At 71.7% G+C, this 22,306-nt stretch carries 19 protein-coding genes and 1 pseudogene; 16 read left to right on the top strand and 4 right to left on the bottom strand.

Going from position 1 to position 22,306, the window contains the following annotated elements:
- Positions 1–203 precede the first annotated feature (203 nt).
- The 5 genes from ACFWJW_RS31355 to folE all read left to right on the top strand — a co-directional run bounded on the left by ACFWJW_RS31355 (position 204) and on the right by folE (position 6,244).
- The gene (locus ACFWJW_RS31355; protein WP_387247555.1) at positions 204–1,349 is read left to right on the top strand and encodes a zinc-dependent metalloprotease; all 1,146 of its coding nucleotides are present in this window, start codon (positions 204–206) and stop codon (positions 1,347–1,349) included.
- A 189-nt stretch (positions 1,350–1,538) separates the two neighbouring features.
- A complete protein-coding gene (gene tilS / locus ACFWJW_RS31350; RefSeq protein WP_386686328.1) occupies positions 1,539–2,597 on the top strand; it encodes a tRNA lysidine(34) synthetase TilS in 1,059 nt (352 codons plus the stop codon).
- 85 nt (positions 2,598–2,682) lie between these two features.
- The gene (hpt, locus tag ACFWJW_RS31345; RefSeq protein ID WP_030077134.1) at positions 2,683–3,222 is read left to right on the top strand and encodes a hypoxanthine phosphoribosyltransferase; all 540 of its coding nucleotides are present in this window, start codon (positions 2,683–2,685) and stop codon (positions 3,220–3,222) included.
- Between the two features lie 285 nt (positions 3,223–3,507).
- Positions 3,508–5,520, top strand: coding sequence for an ATP-dependent zinc metalloprotease FtsH (ftsH, locus tag ACFWJW_RS31340; RefSeq protein ID WP_387247554.1), 2,013 nt, complete (start codon positions 3,508–3,510; stop codon positions 5,518–5,520).
- 118 nt (positions 5,521–5,638) lie between these two features.
- Positions 5,639–6,244, top strand: coding sequence for a GTP cyclohydrolase I FolE (gene folE, locus ACFWJW_RS31335; RefSeq protein WP_168480767.1), 606 nt, complete (start codon positions 5,639–5,641; stop codon positions 6,242–6,244).
- A 122-nt stretch (positions 6,245–6,366) separates the two neighbouring features.
- Here folE and ACFWJW_RS31330 read toward each other — a convergent pair whose 3' ends face one another.
- Positions 6,367–7,482 carry an alpha/beta hydrolase gene (locus ACFWJW_RS31330; protein WP_387247553.1) on the bottom strand — a complete coding sequence of 372 codons (1,116 nt, stop codon included), beginning with the start codon at positions 7,480–7,482 and terminating at the stop codon, positions 6,367–6,369.
- Positions 7,483–7,623: 141 nt separating this feature from the next.
- On the opposite strand from ACFWJW_RS31330, the pseudogene ACFWJW_RS31325 reads away from it, so the two are divergent.
- From ACFWJW_RS31325 to ACFWJW_RS31300, 6 genes and pseudogenes are all read left to right on the top strand, one after another.
- Positions 7,624–9,470, top strand: a pseudogene (locus tag ACFWJW_RS31325) (phosphatidylglycerol lysyltransferase domain-containing protein).
- A gap of 116 nt (positions 9,471–9,586) precedes the next feature.
- Positions 9,587–10,498, top strand: coding sequence for a dihydropteroate synthase (folP, locus tag ACFWJW_RS31320; protein WP_387247552.1), 912 nt, complete (start codon positions 9,587–9,589; stop codon positions 10,496–10,498).
- A gap of 5 nt (positions 10,499–10,503) precedes the next feature.
- Positions 10,504–10,983, top strand: coding sequence for a nuclear transport factor 2 family protein (locus ACFWJW_RS31315; protein ID WP_387247551.1), 480 nt, complete (start codon positions 10,504–10,506; stop codon positions 10,981–10,983).
- 445 nt (positions 10,984–11,428) lie between these two features.
- Entirely contained in the window at positions 11,429–11,788 is a 360-nt protein-coding gene (folB, locus tag ACFWJW_RS31310) for a dihydroneopterin aldolase (protein WP_387247550.1), read from the top strand.
- Positions 11,785–12,432, top strand: coding sequence for a 2-amino-4-hydroxy-6-hydroxymethyldihydropteridine diphosphokinase (gene folK / locus ACFWJW_RS31305; protein WP_387247549.1), 648 nt, complete (start codon positions 11,785–11,787; stop codon positions 12,430–12,432). The genes folB and folK overlap by 4 nt, the downstream gene beginning before the upstream one ends.
- Positions 12,433–12,555: 123 nt before the next feature.
- A complete protein-coding gene (locus tag ACFWJW_RS31300) occupies positions 12,556–13,047 on the top strand; it encodes a DUF3180 domain-containing protein (RefSeq protein ID WP_387247548.1) in 492 nt (163 codons plus the stop codon).
- Positions 13,048–13,135: 88 nt separating this feature from the next.
- Here the strand turns inward: ACFWJW_RS31300 and ACFWJW_RS31295 are convergent, their stop codons facing one another.
- Entirely contained in the window at positions 13,136–14,374 is a 1,239-nt protein-coding gene (locus tag ACFWJW_RS31295) for an ABC transporter ATP-binding protein (protein ID WP_387247547.1), read from the bottom strand.
- A gap of 176 nt (positions 14,375–14,550) precedes the next feature.
- Between ACFWJW_RS31295 and ACFWJW_RS31290 the strand changes: the two genes are divergently transcribed.
- From ACFWJW_RS31290 to ACFWJW_RS31275, 4 genes are all read left to right on the top strand, one after another.
- Positions 14,551–15,288 (top strand): ABC transporter permease, encoded by a 738-nt coding sequence (locus ACFWJW_RS31290; protein WP_387247546.1) that lies wholly within the window; start codon positions 14,551–14,553, stop codon positions 15,286–15,288.
- A gap of 3 nt (positions 15,289–15,291) precedes the next feature.
- Positions 15,292–16,176: an ABC transporter permease gene (locus ACFWJW_RS31285; protein ID WP_387247545.1), complete on the top strand. Its 885-nt coding sequence runs from the start codon at positions 15,292–15,294 to the stop codon at positions 16,174–16,176.
- A 26-nt stretch (positions 16,177–16,202) separates the two neighbouring features.
- Positions 16,203–17,168, top strand: a complete 966-nt coding sequence (locus ACFWJW_RS31280; RefSeq protein WP_387247544.1) for an ABC transporter substrate-binding protein — start codon at positions 16,203–16,205, stop codon at positions 17,166–17,168.
- A 190-nt stretch (positions 17,169–17,358) separates the two neighbouring features.
- Entirely contained in the window at positions 17,359–18,477 is a 1,119-nt protein-coding gene (locus ACFWJW_RS31275; protein WP_387247559.1) for a hypothetical protein, read from the top strand.
- A gap of 169 nt (positions 18,478–18,646) precedes the next feature.
- On the opposite strand, the gene ACFWJW_RS31270 is transcribed toward ACFWJW_RS31275, so the two are convergent.
- A complete protein-coding gene (locus tag ACFWJW_RS31270) occupies positions 18,647–19,789 on the bottom strand; it encodes an NADH-quinone oxidoreductase subunit D (protein WP_387247543.1) in 1,143 nt (380 codons plus the stop codon).
- Positions 19,790–19,833: 44 nt separating this feature from the next.
- Complete coding sequence (locus ACFWJW_RS31265; RefSeq protein WP_387247542.1) at positions 19,834–20,868, bottom strand: SAM-dependent methyltransferase; 1,035 nt, start codon at positions 20,866–20,868, stop codon at positions 19,834–19,836.
- Positions 20,869–21,040: 172 nt separating this feature from the next.
- On the opposite strand from ACFWJW_RS31265, the gene ACFWJW_RS31260 reads away from it, so the two are divergent.
- Positions 21,041–22,246: a sensor histidine kinase gene (locus ACFWJW_RS31260; RefSeq protein ID WP_387247541.1), complete on the top strand. Its 1,206-nt coding sequence runs from the start codon at positions 21,041–21,043 to the stop codon at positions 22,244–22,246.
- Positions 22,247–22,306: the final 60 nt, after the last annotated feature.

Genomic DNA, 22,306 nt, shown 5'->3' with positions numbered 1-22,306 from the left:
TGTCCGTACTAAACGCTAAGCTGCCCGCACACCCGGCCCCGGAGGTCCGTCACCGCACCCCGACAGCCCCGCGCAGCGGACCCCGCCCGCCGCAGGCGCAACGGCGAGAACCCACCACGGCGGGGAAGCCGACCACGTGGGGACGAGGGCAAAGCGCAGCGAACCGGCTACCCCGACGGCATGCGCCCACGTACGGTGAACCCATGACGAGCATCGGTGGAACCGAGATGGTCGACTGGAACCTCGCGGTCGCGACCGCGACCCGGTTCGTGCGGCCGGGGCCAGAGGTGAGCCGGGACGAGGCGCGGGCGATCGTCGCCGAGCTGCGCAAGCACGCCAAGTCCTCCGAGGCGCATGTCCGGGCGTTCACGCGGATGGCACAGCCCGACGCGACGGGCGAGGAGCCGCATGACACGCCGGTCCTCGTCGTGGACCGGCCCGGCTGGATCAAGGCGAATGTCGCGGGGTTCCGGGCCGTGCTCAAGCCGCTGCTGGCCAAGATGGAGGACCGCCGCTCGACGGTCCCCGGGGGCGCGGTGCTCGGCGCGGTCGGCGGCAAGGTGACCGGCGTGGAGCTGGGCATGCTGTTGTCGTTCCTGGCCTCGCGGGTCCTCGGCCAGTACGAGACGTTCGCCCCGGCCTCCCGGGATCTGCCGGCCGCGGCGCAGGGCGGCCGGCTGCTGCTCGTCGCGCCGAACATCGTGCATGTGGAGCGCGAGCTCGAAGTGGCCCCGCACGACTTCCGGCTGTGGGTGTGCCTCCACGAGGAGACCCACCGCACCCAGTTCACCGCCGTCCCGTGGCTGCGGGACCACATCGAGGGCGAGATCCAGTCGTTCCTCGGTGAGACGGACATCGACCCGGGCGCCCTCCTGGAGCGGCTGCGCGAGGCCGCCCAGTCGCTGGCCGGTGCCAAGCCCGAGGGCGAGGAGGGCGAGGACGAGGGCCGCTCCCTCGTCGATCTCGTCCAGACGCCCGCGCAGCGCGAGATCCTCGGCCGGCTGACCGCGGTGATGTCCCTGCTGGAGGGGCACGCGGATTATGTGATGGACGGTGTCGGGCCCGATGTCGTGCCGTCGGTCGCCGAGATCCGGGAGAAGTTCCAGAAGCGCCGGGCCAGCGGCGCCGGCCGGCTGGACCAGGCGCTGCGCAAGCTGCTCGGCCTGGACGCCAAGCTGCGGCAGTACCGCGACGGCGAACGGTTCGTCAGCGCCGTCGTCGAGGAGGTGGGCATGGAAGGCTTCAACCGCGTGTGGACGTCGCCGAACACCCTCCCGACCAAACAAGAGATCGCCAAACCGGCGGACTGGATCGCGCGGGTGCACCGCAAGACGGACGGGGCACCGTAAGCGAATGGTGTGAGCTGGGCACGCCACGTGGCAGTAGAGCGCCCCTTCAATCACCCGTCTGAGGGACCGTTACCGAGGGATAGGCGTGCAATGCTCGGGGAACCGCTCGCCTCTGTCACCATCTAGGCACTCTGTGTGACGAAGCCGTCCACGGCCCGAGGCTCCCCAGCTGAACGATTGGAAACGGACATGGGTCCCCATCCAGCGGTCGCCGCGATACGCCTGGCGGTCCGCCGCGTACTCCACGACGTGCTCACCCACCACTCCGCGCACGACCGGCACGAGCCCCCGCTCGTGCTCGTCGCGTGCTCCGGCGGCGCCGATTCGATGGCGCTCGCCTCCGCCCTCGCCTTCGAGGCCCCCAAGCTCGGGGTCCGCGCCGGGGGCGTGACCATCGACCACGGCCTTCAGGAGGGCTCGGACCTCCGCGCCGCCGAGGTCGCCCTGCGACTGCGGGCCCTGGGACTCGACCCCGTAGAGGCCGTCGCCGTCGACGTGGACGAACCGAACAGGGTGGCGCACGGCACCGGTTACCGCGGGAGCGGCGGCCGGCAGTCGGGCGGGCCGGAGGCCGCCGCCCGGGACGCCCGCTACGCCGCCCTGGACGCCGCCGCCGAGCGCCATGGCGCCACCGCGGTCCTCCTGGGCCACACCCGCGACGATCAGGCCGAGACGGTGCTGCTCGGCCTCGCCCGCGGCTCCGGGACCCGCTCGCTCTCCGGTATGGCCGCGACCAGCGGCCGGGACGGGCGCTATCGCCGGCCCTTCCTCGACGTGGACCGCCAGACCGCCCGTAAAGCCTGTCTGATCCAGGCGCTGCCCGTCTGGGACGACCCGCACAACGCCGACCCCGCCTACACCCGCTCACGGCTGCGGCACGAGGGCCTGCCCGCCCTGGAGAAGGCGCTCGGCAAGGGCGTCGTCGAGGCGCTGGCCCGTACCGCCCAGCTCTCCCGTGACGACGCCGACGCCCTGGACGCCTGGGCCGCCGACGCCGAGGGCTCGGTCCTCGACGACAGCGGCTCCCTCGACATCGCCGCCCTGTTCGCGCTGCCCCCCGCGGTGCGCCGCCGGGTGCTGCGCCGGGCGGTCATCGGCGCGGGCTCACCGGCCGGTTCGCTCTTCGCCCGCCACATCGAGGAAGTGGACCGGCTGATCACCGCCTGGCGGGGGCAGGGGGCCATCAACCTCCCCGGGCGCGTAGGTGTGCGACGGCAGGGTGGCAGACTGGTCATTCGGCAGGGCTGAGCCGCAGACGCTGCCCCGCACCGAAGTCTCACGACTGACGCGAACACCGAACAGAGCGAGAGTGGCACGGGTGGACGACAAGGACATGGGCTCCGACCTTCAGTCGGTACTCATCAGCAAGGAAGAGATCGACGCGAAGCTGGCGGAGCTGGCCGCGAAGATCGACGCGGAGTACGCGGGCAAGGACCTGCTCATCGTCGGCGTCCTCAAGGGCGCCGTGATGGTGATGGCGGACCTGGCGCGCGCGCTGTCCACCCCCGTCACGATGGACTGGATGGCCGTGTCGTCGTACGGCGCGGGCACCCAGTCCTCCGGTGTGGTCCGCATCCTCAAGGACCTCGACACCGACATCAAGGGCAAGCATGTCCTGATCGTCGAGGACATCATCGACTCCGGTCTGACGCTGTCGTGGCTGCTGTCGAACCTCGGCTCGCGCGAGCCGGCCTCGCTGGAGGTCTGCACGCTGCTGCGCAAGCCGGACGCGGCCAAGGTCGCCATCGACGTGAAGTGGATCGGCTTCGACATCCCCAACGAATTCGTCGTGGGATACGGGCTCGATTTCGCGGAGAAGTACCGCAATCTGCCGTTCGTCGGTACCCTCGCGCCGCACGTCTACGGCGGCTGAGGGCGTTCCGCGCTCGTCCGGCCGTGGCGGCCGGGCGGGCCTCGGACCGTCCGCTGCGGCCCGGCGGGAACCCTTCGGGGCCTCCCGCCGTTGGAGCAGGGAGAGCGGTTTCCCCGGCTGCATGTTCACCCTCGGCGCAGGCGCCGGGTGACAATGCTGGGGTACCGTCCGAAGGCAGTTCTTTTTCGGGCCAGTAATACACCGTACGCAACGCACGACCAGCCCTCCCGAGGGCGTTGTGCCTCACTGTGGCAGGAGGGACGGGGCCTCAGCGGCTCCGTATGGATGGACGTGAAGCGATACTTCCGTGGGCCGGTCATGTGGATCGTGCTGGCCGTCCTCGCCGTGGTCGTGTTGATGCAGGTCGTCGGCTCGTCCGGCGGCTACAAGACGGTGGACACCGGTCAGGTCGTCAAGGCGATCGCTGACAACAAGGTGAAATCCGCCGAGCTGACGACCGGTGACGAGAACAAGATCAAGATTGAGCTGTCGGGCTCCAACAAGATCGACGGCTCCAACAAGCTCCAGGCGAGCTACATCGGCGACCAGGGCGTCGACGTGGCCAAGAACCTTCAGGCCAAGTACCAGACGGGCGAGATCAAGGACGGGTACACCGTCGAGCCGTCGAAGCAGAACCCGTTCGTCGGTGTGCTGCTCTCGCTGCTCCCGTTCGTCCTCATCGTGGTCGTCTTCCTGTTCCTGATGAATCAGATGCAGGGCGGCGGCTCCCGGGTGATGAACTTCGGGAAGTCCAAGGCGAAGCTGATCACCAAGGACACCCCCAAGACGACCTTCACGGACGTCGCGGGGTCGGACGAGGCCGTCGAGGAACTCCACGAGATCAAGGAGTTCCTCCAGGAGCCGGCGAAGTTCCAGGCCGTCGGCGCCAAGATCCCCAAGGGCGTGCTGCTGTACGGCCCGCCCGGAACGGGCAAGACGCTGCTCGCGCGAGCCGTCGCCGGCGAGGCGGGCGTCCCGTTCTACTCGATCTCCGGTTCCGACTTCGTCGAGATGTTCGTCGGTGTCGGTGCCTCCCGGGTCCGTGACCTCTTCGAGCAGGCCAAGGCGAACGCCCCGGCGATCGTCTTCGTCGACGAGATCGACGCCGTCGGCCGGCACCGCGGTGCGGGTCTGGGCGGTGGCCACGACGAGCGTGAGCAGACCCTCAACCAGCTGCTGGTCGAGATGGACGGCTTTGACGTCAAGGGCGGCGTGATCCTGATCGCCGCCACGAACCGCCCGGACATCCTCGACCCGGCGCTGCTGCGTCCCGGCCGTTTCGACCGGCAGATCGCCGTCGACCGTCCGGACCTCCAGGGCCGTCTGGAGATCCTCAAGGTCCACCAGAAGGGCAAGCCGGTCGCGCCGGACGTCGACCTCTCGGCCGTCGCCAAGCGCACCCCCGGCTTCACCGGTGCCGATCTGTCCAACGTCCTCAACGAGGCCGCGCTGCTGACGGCCCGGAGCGACGAGAAGCTGATCAACAACCACTTCCTGGACGAGGCGATCGACCGCGTCGTGGCCGGCCCGCAGAAGCGGACCCGGATCATGTCCGAGAAGGAGAAGAAGATCACCGCGTACCACGAGGGCGGACACGCCCTGGTCGCGGCGGCCTCACCGAACTCCGACCCGGTCCACAAGATCACGATCCTGTCCCGCGGCCGGGCGCTGGGCTACACCATGGTCCTGCCCGACGAGGACAAGTACTCCACCACCCGCAACGAGATGCTCGACCAGCTGGCGTACATGCTGGGCGGCCGCGCGGCGGAGGAGCTGGTCTTCCACGACCCGACCACGGGTGCCGCCAACGACATCGAGAAGGCCACCGCCACGGCCCGCGCGATGGTCACGCAGTACGGCATGACCGAGCGGCTCGGCGCGATCAAGTTCGGCACCGACAACTCCGAGCCCTTCCTGGGCCGTGAGATGGGTCACCAGCGCGACTACTCGGAAGAGGTCGCCGCGCTGGTCGATGAGGAAGTCAAGAAGCTCATCGAGACCGCGCACAACGAGGCGTGGGAGATCCTGGTCGAGAACCGCGATGTGCTCGACAACCTCGTGCTGACGCTCCTGGAGAAGGAGACCCTCGGCAAGGAGGAGATCGCCGAGCTCTTCAAGCACGTGGTCAAGCGCCCGGCCCGCCCGGCGTGGACCGGCTCGTCGCGCCGTACGCCCTCCAGCCGTCCGCCGGTGCTGTCGCCGAAGGAGCTGGCCCCGGCCAACGGCGCGGTGACCACCACCGCCACCGTTTCCACGGAGAAGGCGGAAGTACCCGAGGAGCAGCGTCCCGAGAGCTGATCCCGTGGCCCTCAGGGGCCCCGGAATAAATGCCGCGCCCCCCAGGTTTAGCCTTGGGGGGCGCGGCATTCCGTGCTTCACCGCGATTCGAGCGGGCGCAGAAGGAACGAGGCACCACATGACGGACCCTGTGACGCTGGACGTCGGCGGCAAGATCGGCACTTTCGACGAGAAGCGCGCCGAGAACGCCGTGCGAGAGCTGCTCATCGCGGTGGGCGAGGACCCGGACCGTGAGGGGCTGCTGGAGACGCCGGCGCGGGTGGCACGGGCGTACCGGGAGATCTTCGCCGGGCTGTGGCAGAAGCCGGAAGACGTGCTGACGACCACCTTCGACCTGGGCCACGACGAAATGGTGCTGGTCAAGGACATCGAAGTGGTCTCCAGCTGTGAGCACCACCTCGTCCCGTTCGTCGGTGTGGCCCATGTCGGCTACATCCCGTCCACCGACGGCAAGATCACCGGTCTGTCCAAGCTGGCCCGGCTGGTCGATGTGTTCGCCCGTCGCCCGCAGGTCCAGGAGCGGCTGACCACGCAGATCGCGGACTCGCTGATGCAGATCCTGGAGCCGCGCGGCGTGATCGTCGTCATCGAGTGCGAGCACATGTGCATGACCATGCGCGGGGTGCGCAAGCCGGGTGCCAAGACGACGACCTCGGCCGTGCGCGGCCAGCTGCGGGACGCCGCCACGCGCGCCGAGGCGATGAGCCTGATACTGGCCCGCTGAGGCCCCGGGCCGCGGGCCCGTACGGCCGGTCCGTCGCGCGTCCTTCCTCATAGACGACCGGACGGCCGGGCCCCTCCCAGGAGGGACCCGGCCGTCGTCGGTGCCGGGGCGCGACGCCGGCCTCAGGCCCGGAGGTGGTTGCCCAGCCACTCCAGGGCGGCGGGGATCTCCCGGCGCCAGGTGTTGAAGTTGTGGCCGCCGCTGTCGAGGATGATCGACGAGACCCGGCTCGGCGACTTCGTCTGCTGGATGAACCGCAGCGTCTCCTGGTAATTCCCCTCGCCCTGCTTGCTGCTGGTGACCAGCAGGTTCACCGGGGGCGCGGGCAGATGCCGCTGACGCCACAGCAGATTGTTCTCGCGCTCCAGCTGCCGGCTGCCGCCGAAGAGGTCGCCGGTGGTGGCGTCCCGCGGGGCCTTGTAGGCGCCGGAGAGGGCGACGGCGCTGGAGTACGCCTCGGGGTGGCGCATGGTCATCTTCAGCGCGCAGTAGCCGCCGGTGGAGTCACCCACGACACCCCAGCTCTTGGCCTCGCGGCCTATTCGGTAGTGCTCGGAGATATCCGCGCGCAGATCCTTCGTGAAGAAGGTCTCGGTCTGCGGGCCGTTCGGTATGTCCATGCACTCCGTGTCGCGCGGCGGTGCGACGGTCGGGCGCATCATGACCAGGACGGTCGGCCGCATCTTCTGGTTCTTGAGCAGTTCGTGCTGGGTCTGCGGGAAATGCAGCTTTTTGTAGAGCGCCTCGGCGGTGCCGGGGTAGCCGGTGAGCACCAGGGCCGCCGGGAATTTCTTCCCGGCGTATTTCTTCTGGAAGTACTGCGGCGGCAGATAGACATACGCGGGGCTGGCGATCTGCGAGTGTTCGCCGCGGACCAGCACCTTGTCGATCCGGCCGCCGGTCGCCGGCCGGGAGCCGTTCTGTACGCTGACCCGCTCGGTGCCCAGCATCCGCAGCTTGGTGCCGCCCGGCCCGGTCTGGTAGTCGGTCACCACGCCCGGCTCCTGCTCCTGGCCGAAGAGGTCGGCCCAGGACGCGTAGAAACCGAAGGAATTGTTGGCGTACAGACCGATGGCGGCGAAAAGGGAGAGCTGCGTCGCCACCAGGAGCCCGATGCGCCCGAGCACGGTGCGCCAGTTCCCCTTGGAGAGGCGCGGCCAGAGCCAAATGGTGAGGACGAACAGTGCCACCGCTACGAGGACGGCAAGAAGCAGCACTTTCTGACTGGTGAGACCCATGTGGTGCTTTCTTCCGGGCGGCCGGGCCATCCGTACCGCTGGTGGAACCCCGAGCCCTGAAACGCCGTCATACAGGGCGCAAAAAGTCCAGATGCTGCGACAAGGCTCGCACGTTCTCTCGACCGGGGCGACGGGAAAGTGATGTCTGACAGGCTAGATGGCGAAAAGTCGGAGACGGTTGCGTGGCGTGGACCACGCTGGCTCCGCGGCCCGCGGCCCGAAACGGTGCCGCGGATCGTCGGTACGGCCGGCGCGGTCGTCGGCCTGCTGAACCTGGCGGCAGGGGTGTTCCCGCGGTTCCGGCACAGCCGGATGCACGCCCTGGCGGAGGTGCTGCCGGGCGCGGTGAGCCCGCTGGCGGCCGCCGCCTCCATCGTCGTCGGCATCCTGCTGCTCCTTCTGGCCCACGGGCTCAAGCGGCGTAAGCGGCGGGCCTGGGGGGCGGCCGTGGCGCTGCTGCCGGTGGGGATCGCCGCCCAGCTGGTCTACCGCCACTCCGTGTTCGGGGCGGTGCTCTCGCTGGCGCTCCTGGTGTTCCTGGTGTGGCACCGGCGGGAGTTCGCGGCCCTGCCCGACCCGCGCAGCCGCTGGAAGGCGCTGGCCAACCTCGTCGTCCTCGGCGGGTTCAGCTTCGGCATCGGGCTGGTCATCGTCAGCTCGCACCCTCACAAGACGATCGGCTCGCCCTCCCTCTGGGAGCGCGCCGAGCACGTCCTGTGGGGCCTGTTCGGCTTCGAGGGCCCGGTCGCCTACACCCACCACGTCGACTACACCGTCGGCTACTCGCTCGGCGCGCTCGGCCTGCTGACCGTCGCCACCACCGCGTACCTCGCCTTCCGCCCCGAGCACCCGGCGGCCCGGCTGACCGACGAGGACGAGCAGCGGCTGCGCGCCCTGCTCGACCGGCACGGCGCCCGGGACTCGCTCGGCTACTTCGCGCTGCGCCGTGACAAGGGCGCGGTCTTCTCCCCGACCGGCAAGGCCGCGGTCTGCTACCGGGTGATCTCCGGGGTGATGCTCGCCAGCGGCGACCCGATCGGCGATGTCGAGGCATGGCCGGGCGCCATCGAGCGCTTCATGGAGGAGGCGAAGGCGCACTCCTGGACCCCGGCGGTCACCGGTTGCAGCGAGACCGGCGGCCAGGTGTGGACCCGGGAGACCGGCATGGACGCGCTGGAGCTCGGCGACGAGGCGATCGTGGACGTCGCCGACTTCACCCTCACCGGCCGTGCGATGCGCAACGTACGGCAGATGGTCAAGCGCATCGAGCGCAACGGCTACGAGACGCGGGTGCGGCGGGTGCGCGACCTGGCGCCGGACGAGCTGGCGCAGCTCCAGAAGGCCGCGGACGCCTGGCGGGACACCGACACCGAGCGCGGCTTCTCCATGGCGCTGGGCCGGATCGACGCGGTGGCCGACGGCGACGCGGTGATCGCCACCGCGCATCTGCCGGCGGCCGAGGGCGAGGAGCCCGGCCCGTACGGCGACCTCAAGGCGATGCAGCACTTCGTGCCGTGGGGCGACAGCGGCATCTCCCTGGAGCTGATGCGCGCGACCGCAGCGCCGACCCCGGGATGAACGAGCTGCTGATCGTCGCCGCGCTCCAGGCCGCCCCAGACCTCCGGATCAAGCAGGTCTCGCTGAACTTCGCGGTCTTCCGCTCCTCTCTGGAGCGCGGCGAGAAGCTCGGCGCGGGGCCGGTCATCCGGGTCTGGCGCGGGATGCTGATCTTCCTGTCCCGCTGGTACCAGATCGAGTCGCTGTACAAGTTCAACGACAAGTTCCGGCCGCGCTGGGAGCCCCGCTTCGTGGTCTTCCGCAACAGCCGCGACATCCCCCGGATCGGCCTGGCGGCGCTCCAGGCCGAGGGCTATCTGGAGCTGGGCCTGCCGCGCGTACTGCGGCGCCGGAAGACCGTGGAGCCGCGGCCGTGCGCACACATGCCGCGGCCGGCCGCCGCGCCGGGCGCGGTCGAGCGGGCCGCCTGACCGAAAGGCCCGCCGGCCGGCCCCTCCGGCACGGCCTCCGGGGGGCCGGCGCCGCTGAAGTCCCCGCATGCGGTGGCCGCAATCCGGCCGGTCGGCACACGGCCTACGCTGGTGCCATGAGTACCTTGCGTGGCCGGGTGGCCGGACTGCCGGACTGGGACCGCTGCGCGGTGCTGGGCGTCGTCAATGTGACGCCCGATTCGTTCTCCGACGGCGGCGACTGGTTCGATACCGAACTCGCCGTCAAACACGGTCTCGACCTGGTGGCGCAGGGCGCCGACATGGTGGACGTGGGCGGTGAGTCGACCCGGCCGGGCGCGGCGCGGGTGGACGAGGCCGAGGAGCTGCGCCGGGTCGTGCCGGTCGTCCGGGAGCTGGCCGCGGCCGGTGCCGTGGTCTCCGTGGACACCATGCGGGCCTCGGTCGCCGAGCAGGCCGTGGCGGCCGGGGCGCGGCTGGTCAACGACGTCAGCGGGGGCGCCGCCGACCCGGCGATGGTGCCGGTGGTGGCCGCCCACCATGTCCCGTTCGTCGTGATGCACTGGCGCGGCCAGTCCATCGACATGAACAACCGCGCCGTCTACGGGGACGTGGTCGCCGAGGTCGTCGACGAGCTCGGGCGGAGCATGGAGCGCGCGGTGTCCGGCGGGATCGACCCGGACCGGATCGTCATCGACCCGGGCCTGGGCTTCGCCAAGGAGGCCGGGCACGATCTCGCGCTGGTCGCCCAGCTGGCGCGGCTGCGGACGCTGGGCCGCCCGCTGCTGGTGGCCGCATCGAGGAAACGGTTCCTGGGCAGGGTGCTGGCAGGTGGCGAGGGAGCCGCCCCACCGCCGGCCCGGGAGCGGGATGCCGCGACGGCGGCGGTGTCGGCGATCGTGGCGCGAGAGGGGGCCTGGGCGGTGCGGGTGCACGAGGTCAGGGCGAGCGCGGATGCGGTACGGGTGGCCCGTGCCGTGGAGGGCGCGGCAGCGGCCGGCGGCAGTGAAGCGAGCGGGACGACGGCGAACACGACGGGAACGGTGTGAGCGGCTTGGGCCCTCAGACGGACATCGAACTGGTTGAACAGGCGAACACCACCCTGTACGAGACCATCGAGCGCGGTGATCACGAGGCGCTGTCCGAACTGTGGCTGGACGGCCAGGTGAGTGTGGTCCACCCGGGGTGGCCGGTGTTGCGGGGGCGCGGCGAGGTGCTGCGCTCGTACGCCCTGATCATGGCGAACACCGAGTACATCCAGTTCTTCCTCACGGACGTGGAGATCGACGTCGTCGGGGACACCGCGCTGGTGACCTGCACCGAGAACATCCTCAGCGGCGGGCCCGCCGAGGACGACGGCTCGGTGGGGCCGCTGATCGGCCAGCTGGTCGTGGCGACCAATGTCTTCCGGCGCACGGAGGACGGCTGGCGGGTGTGGTCGCACCACGGCTCGCCGGTGCTGGCGGACCGCGAGGACGAGGACGAGGACGACGAGGGCGGGGGAGCCGGCGAGGGCGGCGAGGAGGCCCTCTGAGCGCCTTCCCGGGAGTCGGGGCGGGGAGCCCCGGCCGGCTCCCGGAGAGCGTGGCGGGCGGCCCCCGGCGCGGGCCGGTGTGAGCCTTGCCATGGCCGCCCGCCCTTGCGTCCGGGGCGCGGGCCTGTGCGGCCTTCCTGGGCGGACGTCAGCCGTCCGGGTGAGGGCGCACCCGTTCGAGCCAAGTGCGGCACGGGTAGGGGTGGGGCGTGGGCAGGGGGGTAAGAGGGCCGCGCGGACGATCTCCCGGCCCGCTGGCCGCTGCCCCGCCAGGTAGCGCTTAGCAGCAGGACGGGGTCTTGTCCATAGCCCCCGTGGGCGAGGACTGCCGGTACTCGAAGGTAGATTCGACGGCGGGGCAGTGTTGCCGGATCGCTCCGGCGGCTGCCCGGAATCCGACGAACAGTGGCGCCAGAGGTGCCGTGGACCAGTGGGAGTGATTCGCGTGGATCGTGTCGCGCTGCGTGGGCTGAAGGCCCGAGGCCACCACGGGGTGTTTCCCCGGGAGCGCGAGGAGGGTCAGACCTTCATCGTCGACGTGGTGCTCGGTCTGGACACCCGCCGGGCCGCGGCGAGCGACGATCTCGCGAAGACCGTGCACTACGGCGTCGTGGCCGAGGAGGTGGTGGCCGTCGTCCAGGGCGAGCCCGTCGACCTCATCGAGACCCTGGCTGAGCGCATCGCCGAGCAGTGCCTCAAGCACGAGGGCGTGCAGGAGGTGGAGGTGGTGGTGCACAAGCCGGACGCGCCGATCACCGTCCCCTTCGACGACGTGACCATCACCATCACTCGGAGCCGAGTATGAAGCCCACCCGCCACCCGACCACCACTCCGCACGGGGCCGCCGCCGGGCATCCCGGTATGGGTGATCCGACCGTGCAGCCGGTGCCCGCCTCCGTAGTGGAGCAGGTGGACGCCGCCGATGTGACGCTCTCCAACCCCAAACGCGCCGTGATCTCCCTCGGCAGCAATCTCGGCAACCGCCTGGAGACCCTCCAGGGCGCCGTCGACGCGCTTGAGGACACCCCGGGGCTGCGGGTCAAGGCCGTCTCCCCGGTCTACGAGACCGTGCCGTGGGGCGTGGACCCCGGCTCCCAGCCGTCGTACTTCAACGCCGTGGTGCTGATCAAGACGACGCTGCCGCCGTCCTCCCTCCTGGAGCGCGGGCAGGCGATCGAGGAGGCTTTCGAGCGGGTCCGCGACGAGCGCTGGGGCCCGCGCACCATCGACGTCGACATCCTGGCGTATCAGGACGTGGTCTCCGACGACCCGCGGCTGACGCTGCCGCACCCGCGCGCCCATGAGCGGGCGTTCGTGCTGGTGCCGTGGCACGACATCGACCCGGAGGCCGTGGTCCCCGGGCGCGGCGCGGTGGCCGAACTGCTGTCCGCGGTGGGCCGCGACGGTGTGGAACCGCGGGCGGACCTGGAACTGCGGCTGCCGGAGTAGTCGTTAAGGTTGCGGGCCGGCTCCCTGCGGGATGCATCCGTACGGACCGGACGAGGCGGCCAGGACGACAAGGACGGCCGTGACGGCACAAAAGGTCATGACGGCGCGAGGGGCGATCGCTCGGTGAAGCAGCTACACATCAAGGTGCTGGTCGGGCTGTTTCTGGCGGCCGGGGTGCTGGCCTGGGGCGGCGCCCGGCTGTGGGACTCGTTCGGCACCCTGCCCAGCGTTCCGGTGGCCGCCCCGATCGTGCTGGCGCTGATCGCCGCGGTGCTCGCCGCCACCGCGTTCTCGCTCCGCTCGCGGCTGCGCGCTCAGCGGGAGCGCCGGCCGGGCGCCAAGGGCGTCGAGCCGATGATGGCCGCCCGGGCGGTGGTCTTCGGGCAGGCCAGCGCGCTGGTGGCGGCGCTGGTCGCGGGGCTGTACGGCGGCGTCGGCGTCTTTCTGCTGACCGCCGGGCTCGATGTCGCACCGCGCCGGGACCAGGCGATCTACGCCGCGCTGTCGGTGGTCGCCGGAGCGGCGGTGGTCGCCGCGGCGATCTTCCTGGAGCGGGTGTGCAAGCTGCCCGAGGACGACGGCAACGGGAACGGCGGGGTCGACGCCTCGGTGTGACGCCGGTCGGGGCCCGTGGGCGTGGTCCGGGCCCGCGGAGGCGTGCTCCGAGCCCGTGGAGCGGCGCCGCGGTGGGCCGCCGCGCGGATCAGCCGGCGGAGCCCTGGGCCGGGACGCCGGGGCCCGGGACCGTATCGAGTGACACCTCGCCGCGCGGGACCCGCGCGGCGTCCGCCGTGGTGGCACGGCGCAGCGCGGTGTGCAGCCGCGCGGGGGTGAGGACCCCCAGGAAACGGTCGCCGTCCTGGACCGCGACCCAGCCCGCGTCGTGCTGGAGCATCGTGCTCAGCGCCTGCCTGAGCGGGGCGCCGAGCGGGAGCCGGGCGTCCATCCGCCGGGCGTGCGCGCGGACGGTGGTGCCCCGTGGGGCGCGCTTCTCGAATGCCGGCCCGGCTCCGTCCGCCGGCGCCGCGCCGGCTCCGGTGAGCGCCGCGGCCGGGACCCAGCCGTGCAGCGCCCCGTCGGCGTCCAGGACGACCGCCCAGGAGGCCCCGTCGGCGGCGAGCAGCGCGGCGGCGCGGTCCGCGGGGTCGTCGAGGCGGACGACCGGGGGCCGTTCCAGGTCGCCGGGCTCGACGGGCGTGACGGAGAGCCGCTTCAGGCCCCGGTCGGCGCCGACGAACTCGGCGGTGTAGGGGGTCGCGGGGGCGCCCAGCACCGTCGCCGGGGTGTCGAACTGCTCGATGCGCCCCGCCCCGTAGACGGCGATCCGGTCACCGAGCCGGACCGCTTCCTCAAGGTCGTGGGTGACGAAGAGGACCGTCTTGCGGAGCGTGGACTGAAGCCGCAGGAACTCGTTCTGGAGGTGCTCGCGCACGACCGGGTCGACCGCGCCGAACGGCTCGTCCATCAGCAGGACGGGCGGATCGGCGGCGAGCGCGCGGGCCACTCCGACGCGCTGGCGCTGCCCGCCGGAGAGCTGCTCGGGGTAGCGGTCGCCGTAGGCGGACGGGTCCAGGCCGACCAGGTCGAGGAGTTCGGCGGCGCGCGCCCGTGCCTCCTTGCGGGGCCGGCCCAGAAGGTGCGGGACGGTGGCGGTGTTGTCCAGGACGGTCTTGTGGGGGAACAGGCCGACCTGTTGGATGACGTAGCCGATACGGCGCCGCAGTTGCACGGGGTCCAGGGTGGATATGTCCTCGCCGTCGAGGAGGATGCGGCCGCTGGTGGGCTCGATGAGCCGGTTGACCATCTTCATCGTCGTGGTCTTGCCGCAGCCCGAAGGCCCGACGAGCGTGACGAGTTCGCCCTCGGCGACCTCGAACGAGAGGTCGTCCACGGCCGTGGTGCCGTCGGGGTAACTCTTGGTGACGTGCTCGAAGCGGATCATGCATCCCCCCAGTGGTGTACGGCCCATTGTGGCCGGGCGGTCGTGAACGCGGTGTTGCGGGTGCATGGCGAAGCGGCCGGTGAGCTGCGGGAGCGGGCCGGTTGTCAGTGGTCGGGGTTAGGGTCGCAGACAGTCACCGGATCGGTGAGCGACCGGGGCGGGGGAGGTGACGCGCCATGCGTGGTGGTGCTGCCGGGCCGAGCTGCCTGGAGACGAACGACTGGATCTGCGGTGAGTATCTGCGCACCCGCAGCCAGGAATTGGTGGACGCGACGGTCCAGCATCTCGGTATCACGGCCGTGTCCGTGCTGCTCGGCCTGCTGGTCGCCTTTCCGCTGGCGCTGGTGGCCCGGCGGTGGCGGGGCGCCGCGGGGCCGGTCCTGGGGCTGACGACGGTTCTCTACACGGTCCCCTCGCTGGCGATGTTCGCGCTGCTGACCCCGGTCTTCGGGGTCTCGGCGGCCGTGGTCGTGACGGGCCTGGTGCTGTATTCGCTGACGATCCTGGTGCGCAACATCCTCGCCGGTCTTCAGGCCGTGCCCGCCGAGGTGCGGGAGGCCGCCCGGGGGATGGGCTACGGTCCGGCGCGGCTGTTGTACGAGGTCGAACTCCCGCTCGCCCTGCCCGCGTTGGTGGCCGGACTGCGGATCGCCACGGTCTCGACGGTGGCGATGACGACCATCGGCTCCGTCGTCGGCTACGGGGGCCTGGGCAATCTGATAGCCGACGGCATGGCGGGCTTCTTCAAGGCGGAGGTGCTGACGGCCTCGGCGCTGTGTGTGCTGCTGGCGCTGCTCGCCGATCTGCTGCTGATGGGGCTCCAGCGGCTGCTGACGCCCTGGACGCGGGTGCCGGGACGGGCGGCGAAGGCCGGTGCGCGGCGCGGCGCCCGTACCGCGAAGGTGGTGGGCTGAGCGATGGGGGCGATCACGGGCGCGTGGCAGTGGCTGGCGACGGCCGCCAACTGGGCCGGGGAGAAGGGGGTGTGGCACCGGCTCGCCGAGCATCTCTGGCTCAGCGGGCTGTGCCTGGTCCTCTCCTGTCTGATAGCCCTGCCGGTGGCGCTCTGGCTGGGGCACCTCGGCAAGGGCGGGGCGCTGGCGGTCAATCTCTCCAACGTGGGGCGCGCGGTACCGACCTTCGCGGTCCTGGTGCTGCTGACGCTCAGTCCGCTGGGCAGGCAGGGCGACTGGCCCACGGTCATCGCGCTGGTGCTCTTCGCGGTGCCACCGCTGCTGACCAACGCCTATCTGGGCATGCGGGAGGCGGACCGCGATGTGGTCGAGGCGGCGCGCGGGATGGGCATGTCGGGGCCGCAGCTGCTGCTGCGGGTCGAGATACCGCTCGCCTATCCACTGATCATGACCGGTCTGCGGTCGGCCACGGTCCAGGTGATCGCGACCGCGACGCTGGCCGCGCTGGCCGGCGGCGGAGGGCTGGGCCGGATCATCACCGCCGGCTTCGGCAACTACGACACCGCGCAAGTGGTCGCGGGCGCGGTGCTGGTGGCCGTGCTCGCGCTGGCCGTGGAGGGCGTGCTCGTCCTGGCGGAGCGGCTGCTCGACCCGATGCGGGGCCGGCGGCGCGCGGCGCGTACGGCGTCGCGGCCCGCCAAGGGAGCGGGCACGGGCGCGGCCCCTGGTGCACCGGGTGCCGGCGTACCCACGCCTGGCGTACCCCCGCCTAGCGCACCGGCCCCTGGCCCCGCGACCGCTGGCGCACCGACCCCCGGCGCACCGACTTCGGCGAGCGCCCCCCGGGCGACGACCCGACCCGATCCGGCACGACTCGACCGGACCTGATCCGAACGGACTGAATGGTGGCATCCATGAGCAGCACGTCGCGTGTGGCGCGCACCGCGGTGGCCGCGGGCGCAGTGATCACCCTGGCGGCCGGCCTGGCCGCGTGCGGGGGCCAGAGCCTGGAGGAGAAGGGCGGCGGCGGGAAGGGCGGTGGCAAGGGCGAGCTCGTCATCGGCTCGGCGGGTTTCACCGAGTCGAAGGTGCTCGCCGAGATCTATTCCAGGGTGCTGACCGATGCCGGATACCGCACCCGGGTGCAGACCCTGGCCAATCGCGAGCTGTATGAACCGGCCCTGGAGAAGGGCCAGATCGATGTCGTTCCGGAATACGCCTCCACCCTCGCCGAATTCCTCAACGCGAAGGCGAACGGCAGCAAGGCGAAGCCCGTCGCCTCCAGTGACATCGGCAAGACGGTGACGGCCCTGGAGAAGCTCGCTTCGCCGCGTGGGCTGAAGGTGCTGCCGGCGGGCGGTGCGACGGACCAGAACGCGTTCGCGGTGAGCCGGGAATTCGCCGCCGAGAACAGCCTCAAGAACCTCTCCGACCTCGGTAAATCGAAGCAGAAGGTGAAGCTCGCGGCGGGGGAGGAGTGCGAGACCCGGGTGTTCTGCAAGCCCGGCCTGGAGAAGACGTACGGCATCGACATCACGGCGCTGGATCCCAAGGGCGTCGGGACCCCGCAGGCCAAGCAGGCGGTCAAGGACGGCACCGATCAGCTGGTGCTCACCACGACCACGGACGCCACGCTCGGCACCTTCGGTCTGGTGCTTCTGAAGGACGACAAGAAGCTTCAGAACGCCGACAATGTGCTGCCGGTGGTGAATGCCAAGAGCGCCGGTGACAAGGAGATAGCCGGCGCGCTCGGGAAGCTCACCCGGACGCTCACGACCGAAGACCTGATCAACTTGAACCGCAAGGTCGATGCCGAACGACTCAAGCCCGCGGATGTCGCACAGGCTTATGTGGAGTCCAAGAATCTGGTCAAGAAGTAACCAGCGGGAAACGGATCGGCGTGCGGGGCCCCACAGGTCCCGCACGCACGGTAAGTTTCTGGCCATGCCACGAGGACGCCACCGCCAATCACCACCCCTCCACCGGCTGCTTCCTCCCGCGACGGTCGCCGGTGCGTCAATTGCCTGCGCCGCGGGCGCGTGGTTTGTCGGCGACGATCTGGTGCAACGGGTGCTCGCCGCGGGCGCGGCCGCCGCCGCACTGACCGGCGCCGTCCTTCTGCGGACCTGGGACCGTACGGCCGGCCGGCAGGTCGCCGAGCTCCACCGCGCCCGGGTGCGCGACGAGTGGCGTACCGAGGAGCGGATAGCCGAGCTCGAAACGGACGTCGAGGAATCCCGCGAGATCCGGGCCGGCCTGGAGGCCAAACTCCGCGCCAAGCGCGCCGAGTTGGCCCGACTGCGCAGCGAACACGCCGATCTGCTCCGCCGCTACGCCACCGCCGAGACCGAGCGGGCCAGCGCCCTGGAGGGCCGTCGGCTGCTCGCCATCGAGGCCGCCGCCCCTGCCAAGGCGCTGCCGGCCGTCGCCGGTCTCTCCCTGGCGCTCCACGCGTCCCCCAAGCTCGCGACCGCGCACCCCAGTTCCCCCCTGCGTCCGGACAAGGGCGACGGCCCCGCGCAGGGCGGAGCGTCCCGCGCAGGGGCGACCGCCGTCCCGGCCCGGCGCGCGCCCGCCACGACCCCGGACCGCCCGGCCCCCGCCACCTTCGCGCAGGCCGACCAGGCGCTGCGCCGGCTGGCGCGCAACGCCGCCCGGCAGCGCGCCGTCCAGAAGGCCGCGCAGCTGTCGAAGACCGGTGCCGGGGCCGACGGGGCCGGCCGCTCCGGACCGCCCGCCGCCCGCGACGCCCAGGGCGGCCAGGATGGTGAGCAGGGCCGGGGGAAGGCCCCGGCGGCAGCCGCACCGCGCGCGGGCGAGACCGACCCCGCCCGTACGGCCACCGCCGCCGGACCCGCGCTCCGCCCGGTGCCGGCCACCGCCGCTGCCATCGCCCCGTCCCGCCCCACCACGTCCCGTGCGACGGGCGGCTTCGACTTCTTCGGCAACGCGACCGACGCCGGCCCCCGGCAGCTGACCGCCCCGCTGGAGGAGGACCTGGCGGACGTCGTCGGGGAAGAGGCCCTCGCCGAACAGTCCGCCCGTACGCGGCCGGTGGAGTCCGACGCGGCCGAGGACACACGGACCGACGGGGCGACGACCACCGGCAGCGGCGAGGTCATCGACCTGACCGCCCACGACGAGACCGAACAGCTCGACCTCGCCCCCCTGCGCACCGCCATCTCCTGACCCGGCCGCACAGGCCGGCCGCACGGCTCGACCGCAGAGCTCGACCGCACAGCCACCCGGCCCCGGAGCGTTCCTCAGCTCCGGGGCCGGACCGGTTTCCGGGGCGGCGGACCGCTGTCCACAGGCTGTGGACGGCCGTCGGCGAATGCGGACGCCGAGCAGCGGCCCCCTACTTGTCGATGTCCCCGACCACGAAGAACAGCGAGCCGAGAATGGCGACCATGTCGGCGACCAGGGTGCCCGGCAGAAGCTCCACCAGGGCCTGGATGTTGTTGAAGGACGCCGAGCGCAGCTTGAGGCGGTAGGGCGTCTTGTCGCCCTTGGAGACGAGGTAGTAGCCGTTGATGCCGAGGGGGTTCTCGGTCCAGGCGTAGGTCGCGCCCTCGGGGGCCTTCAGGACCTTGGGGAGCCGCTGGTTGACCGGGCCCGGCGGCAGCTCCGCGAGGCGGTCCAGGCAGGCGTCGGCCAGATCGAGCGCATTGTGGCTCTGTGCCAGCAGGCACTCGAAGCGGGCCAGGCAGTCGCCCTCCTCCCGGGTGACGACCCGGAGCGTGGAGCGGAGCTCCCCGTACGCCAGATACGGCTCGTCGCGCCGCAGGTCGAAGTCGACACCGGAGGCGCGGGCGATCGGCCCGGAGACCCCGTACGCATGCACCGTCTCCGGCGCGAGCACCCCGACCCCGCGGGTCCGGCCGCGGAAGATCTCGTTGCCCAGGACCAGGTTGTCGTAGACGTCCATCCGGGAGCGCACATCGGCCACCGCCTGCCGGGCCCGGCCGAGCCAGCCGGCCGGCAGATCCTCCTTGAGGCCGCCGACGCGGTTGAACATGTAGTGCATCCGGCCGCCGGAGATCTCCTCCATGACGGTCTGGAGTTCCTCCCGCTCCCGGAAGGCGTGGAAGACGGGGGTGATGCCGCCCAGCTCCAGCGGGTACGAGCCGAGGAACATCAGATGGTTCAGCACGCGGTTCAGCTCGGCGAGCAGGGTCCGCGTCCAGACGGCACGCTCGGGCACCTCCATGCCCAGCATCCGCTCGACGGCCATCACCACGCCCAGCTCGTTGGAGAACGCCGACAGCCAGTCGTGCCGGTTGGCGAGCATGATGATCTGGCGGTAGTCGCGCGCCTCGAAGAGCTTCTCGGCGCCGCGGTGCATATAGCCGATCACCGGCTCGGCGTGCTGGATGCGCTCGCCGTCCAGGACGAGGCGCAGCCGCAGCACGCCATGCGTCGAGGGATGCTGCGGGCCGATGTTCAGCACCATGTCGGTGCTCTCCGCCGCGCCGCCGATGCCGACCGTCGTCTCCGTCATGGGAACAGTCTTGCAGGACGCCCGCCGGGCAGAAGCCCTGGCCCTCAGGCGTCCCACCCCTTGAGCAGCCCCGCACACTCCCCGCCCACCGGCTCCACGAGCCAGCCGAAACCACCCAGGCCCGCCGGGTCGGTCAGCTCCGCCGCCGCGCCGGCCGCGCCGAGCGCCCGCACGTACCCGGCAGGGTCACTGGAGGCCAGGGTCAGCGGCGGGCGCCGGCCCGTCACCCCCAGGGCGTGCAGCGCCGCGCGCTGGGTCAGCCGCTCCGCCGACGGCCCGGCGCAGGCGTCCAGCGCCACATGTGCCGTGATGTCGCAGCTGCCGTCCGGGACGGGCGGCACCTCGCGGCCGTCCCGGAAGCCGGTGAGCGTGCCGAACAGCGGACGGTCGCCCCGTTCGTGCGCGTAGTCGGCGGCGACGGCCAGTCCGGCGCGCAGCGTACGGACGGCCCGTGCCCAGGCCGCGTCCCGGGGGCGGCCGATTTCGGCGCGCAGCCCGGGGGCGCCGCCTCCGGTGGCGTCGGCAGACAGGGGCGGGGCCCACCAGCGGCGGAGCCAGTCCGCGTCCGCGCCGTCCACCGGCTCGCCCAGCCGCTCCGTGCCGTCGGCGCGGACGAGCACCCGGCGCGCCACACCGTTCTCATCCGTCTCGACGACCTCGACCGGCACATTGTCGAGCCATTCGTTCGCGAACAGCAGCCCGGTGACCGAACTCGGCGCGGGCAGCTCGCCCCGCCAGTCGATCCGCGGATCGAGCCCCTGGGGGCGCGACGCGCGCTCGACGGCATACGGGCGCACCCGTGCGGACACCTCCGCGGGCAGCGCCGCCAGCACGCCCGTGAGCAGTTCGCCGCGCCCCGCGCCCACATCGACCAGCGCCAGCTCGTCCGGCCGGCCGAGCGCGGCGTCGACACGTCCCAGAAGTGCGGCGACGGCGCCCGCGTAGAGCGGCGAGGCATGCACGGAGGTGCGGAAGTGGCCGGCCGGGCCGGGGCCGCCGGGCCGGGTGTAGAAGCCGTTGTCCGGGCCGTACAGCGCCCGCTCCGTGGCCTCGCGCCACCCGCACCACTCGTTCGTCATCTGCCCCACGGTACGGGCGGGCGCCGGGCCGGCCGACGGCACGAGGTGCCGGGCGTCCAGCGGTCCACCACACGTGGTGCAGGGATTCTCCACCTTGGGGAGTAGGCCCGGCGCACAGGATCGCTCGTGCGGTTGACTCGTACACGTATTCACGGTGCCTACGCTGGGTTACGTGCAGCGCCTCTACGACTTCCTCCGCAGGCACCCGACAGGGGTGGACACCTTCTGGGCCGTCCTCCTCTTCGGGTTCACCAGCCTGTGGGTCGGGTTCCGGTTCTCCGGCGCCCATCAGGCCATCGGCATGATCTTCACGATCGGTCTGTGCGTCGTCGTCGCGCTGCGCCGCAAGGCCCCCGTGAAGATGCTGCTGCTGACGGCCGCCATCGGCGTCGGCCAACTGGTCTTCAGCATCGGGACCTACCCCGGCGACGCCGCGATGTTCGTGATCACCTACACCGTCGCGTCCGGGCCCACGGTCCCCCGCTGGGCCTCCCGCTGTGCGCTCGTCGGCGCCATCTTCGGTCCTGCGCTCTCCTACTGGCGCTTCGGTGAGTTCGCCGACGGCCGGCGGATGGTGACGAACCTGTTCGTCACCGTGCTGCTCACCGTGCCCTTCGTGCTGGCCTGGGTGCTCGGCGACTCCATGCGCACCCGCCGCGCCTACTGGGCCCAGCTGGAGGAGCGGGCCGCCCGGCTGGAGAAGGAGCGCGAGGCACAGGCCCGGATCGCGGTCGCGGCCGAGCGCGCCCGTATCGCCCGCGAACTGCACGATGTCGTCGCCCACAACGTCTCGGTGATGGTCGTCCAGGCCGACGGCGCCGCCTATGTGCTCGACAGCGCACCCGACCAGACCCGGCAGGCCCTGGAGACGATCTCCGGCACGGGCCGCCAGGCACTGGCCGAAATGCGCCGCCTGCTGGGCGTCCTCCGCACCGGCGAGCAGCCCGAGAGCGGCGAATACGTCCCCCAGCCGGGCGTCGAGCAGCTCACCGACCTCATCGACCAGGTGCGCAGTGCGGGGCTGCCGGTCGACTTCCGGCAGGTGGGCGAGCCCCGCGAGGTGCCCAGCAGCGTCGAGCTGACCGTGTACCGCATCGTCCAGGAAGCGCTCACCAACACCCGCAAACACGGCGGCCCCGATGTCGGCGCGACCGTCCGGCTCTGCTACCGGGACGACGAACTCGATCTGCTGGTCGAGGACGACGGGCGCGGCGCGCAGCGCGAGCTCTACGAGGAGGGCGGGGCGGACGGCCTCGGCCACGGCCTCATCGGGATGCGCGAGCGGGTCGGCATGGTCGGTGGCACCCTGACCGCGGGGCCGCGGCCGGGCGGCGGCTTCCGGGTCAGCGCCGTGCTCCCGTTGAAATCGGCCCGGTGAGGAGGCCAACCGGTCCGGCCGGGACGGCGTCCTTTGGTGCGGACCACCGACGCACCCGCC

Source organism: Streptomyces sp. NPDC127097, assembly GCF_042724075.1.
Lineage (GTDB): Bacteria > Actinomycetota > Actinomycetes > Streptomycetales > Streptomycetaceae > Streptomyces.
The sequence above is the reverse complement of the archived record's forward strand: the minus strand, read 5'-3'. Positions and strand labels throughout refer to the sequence as shown.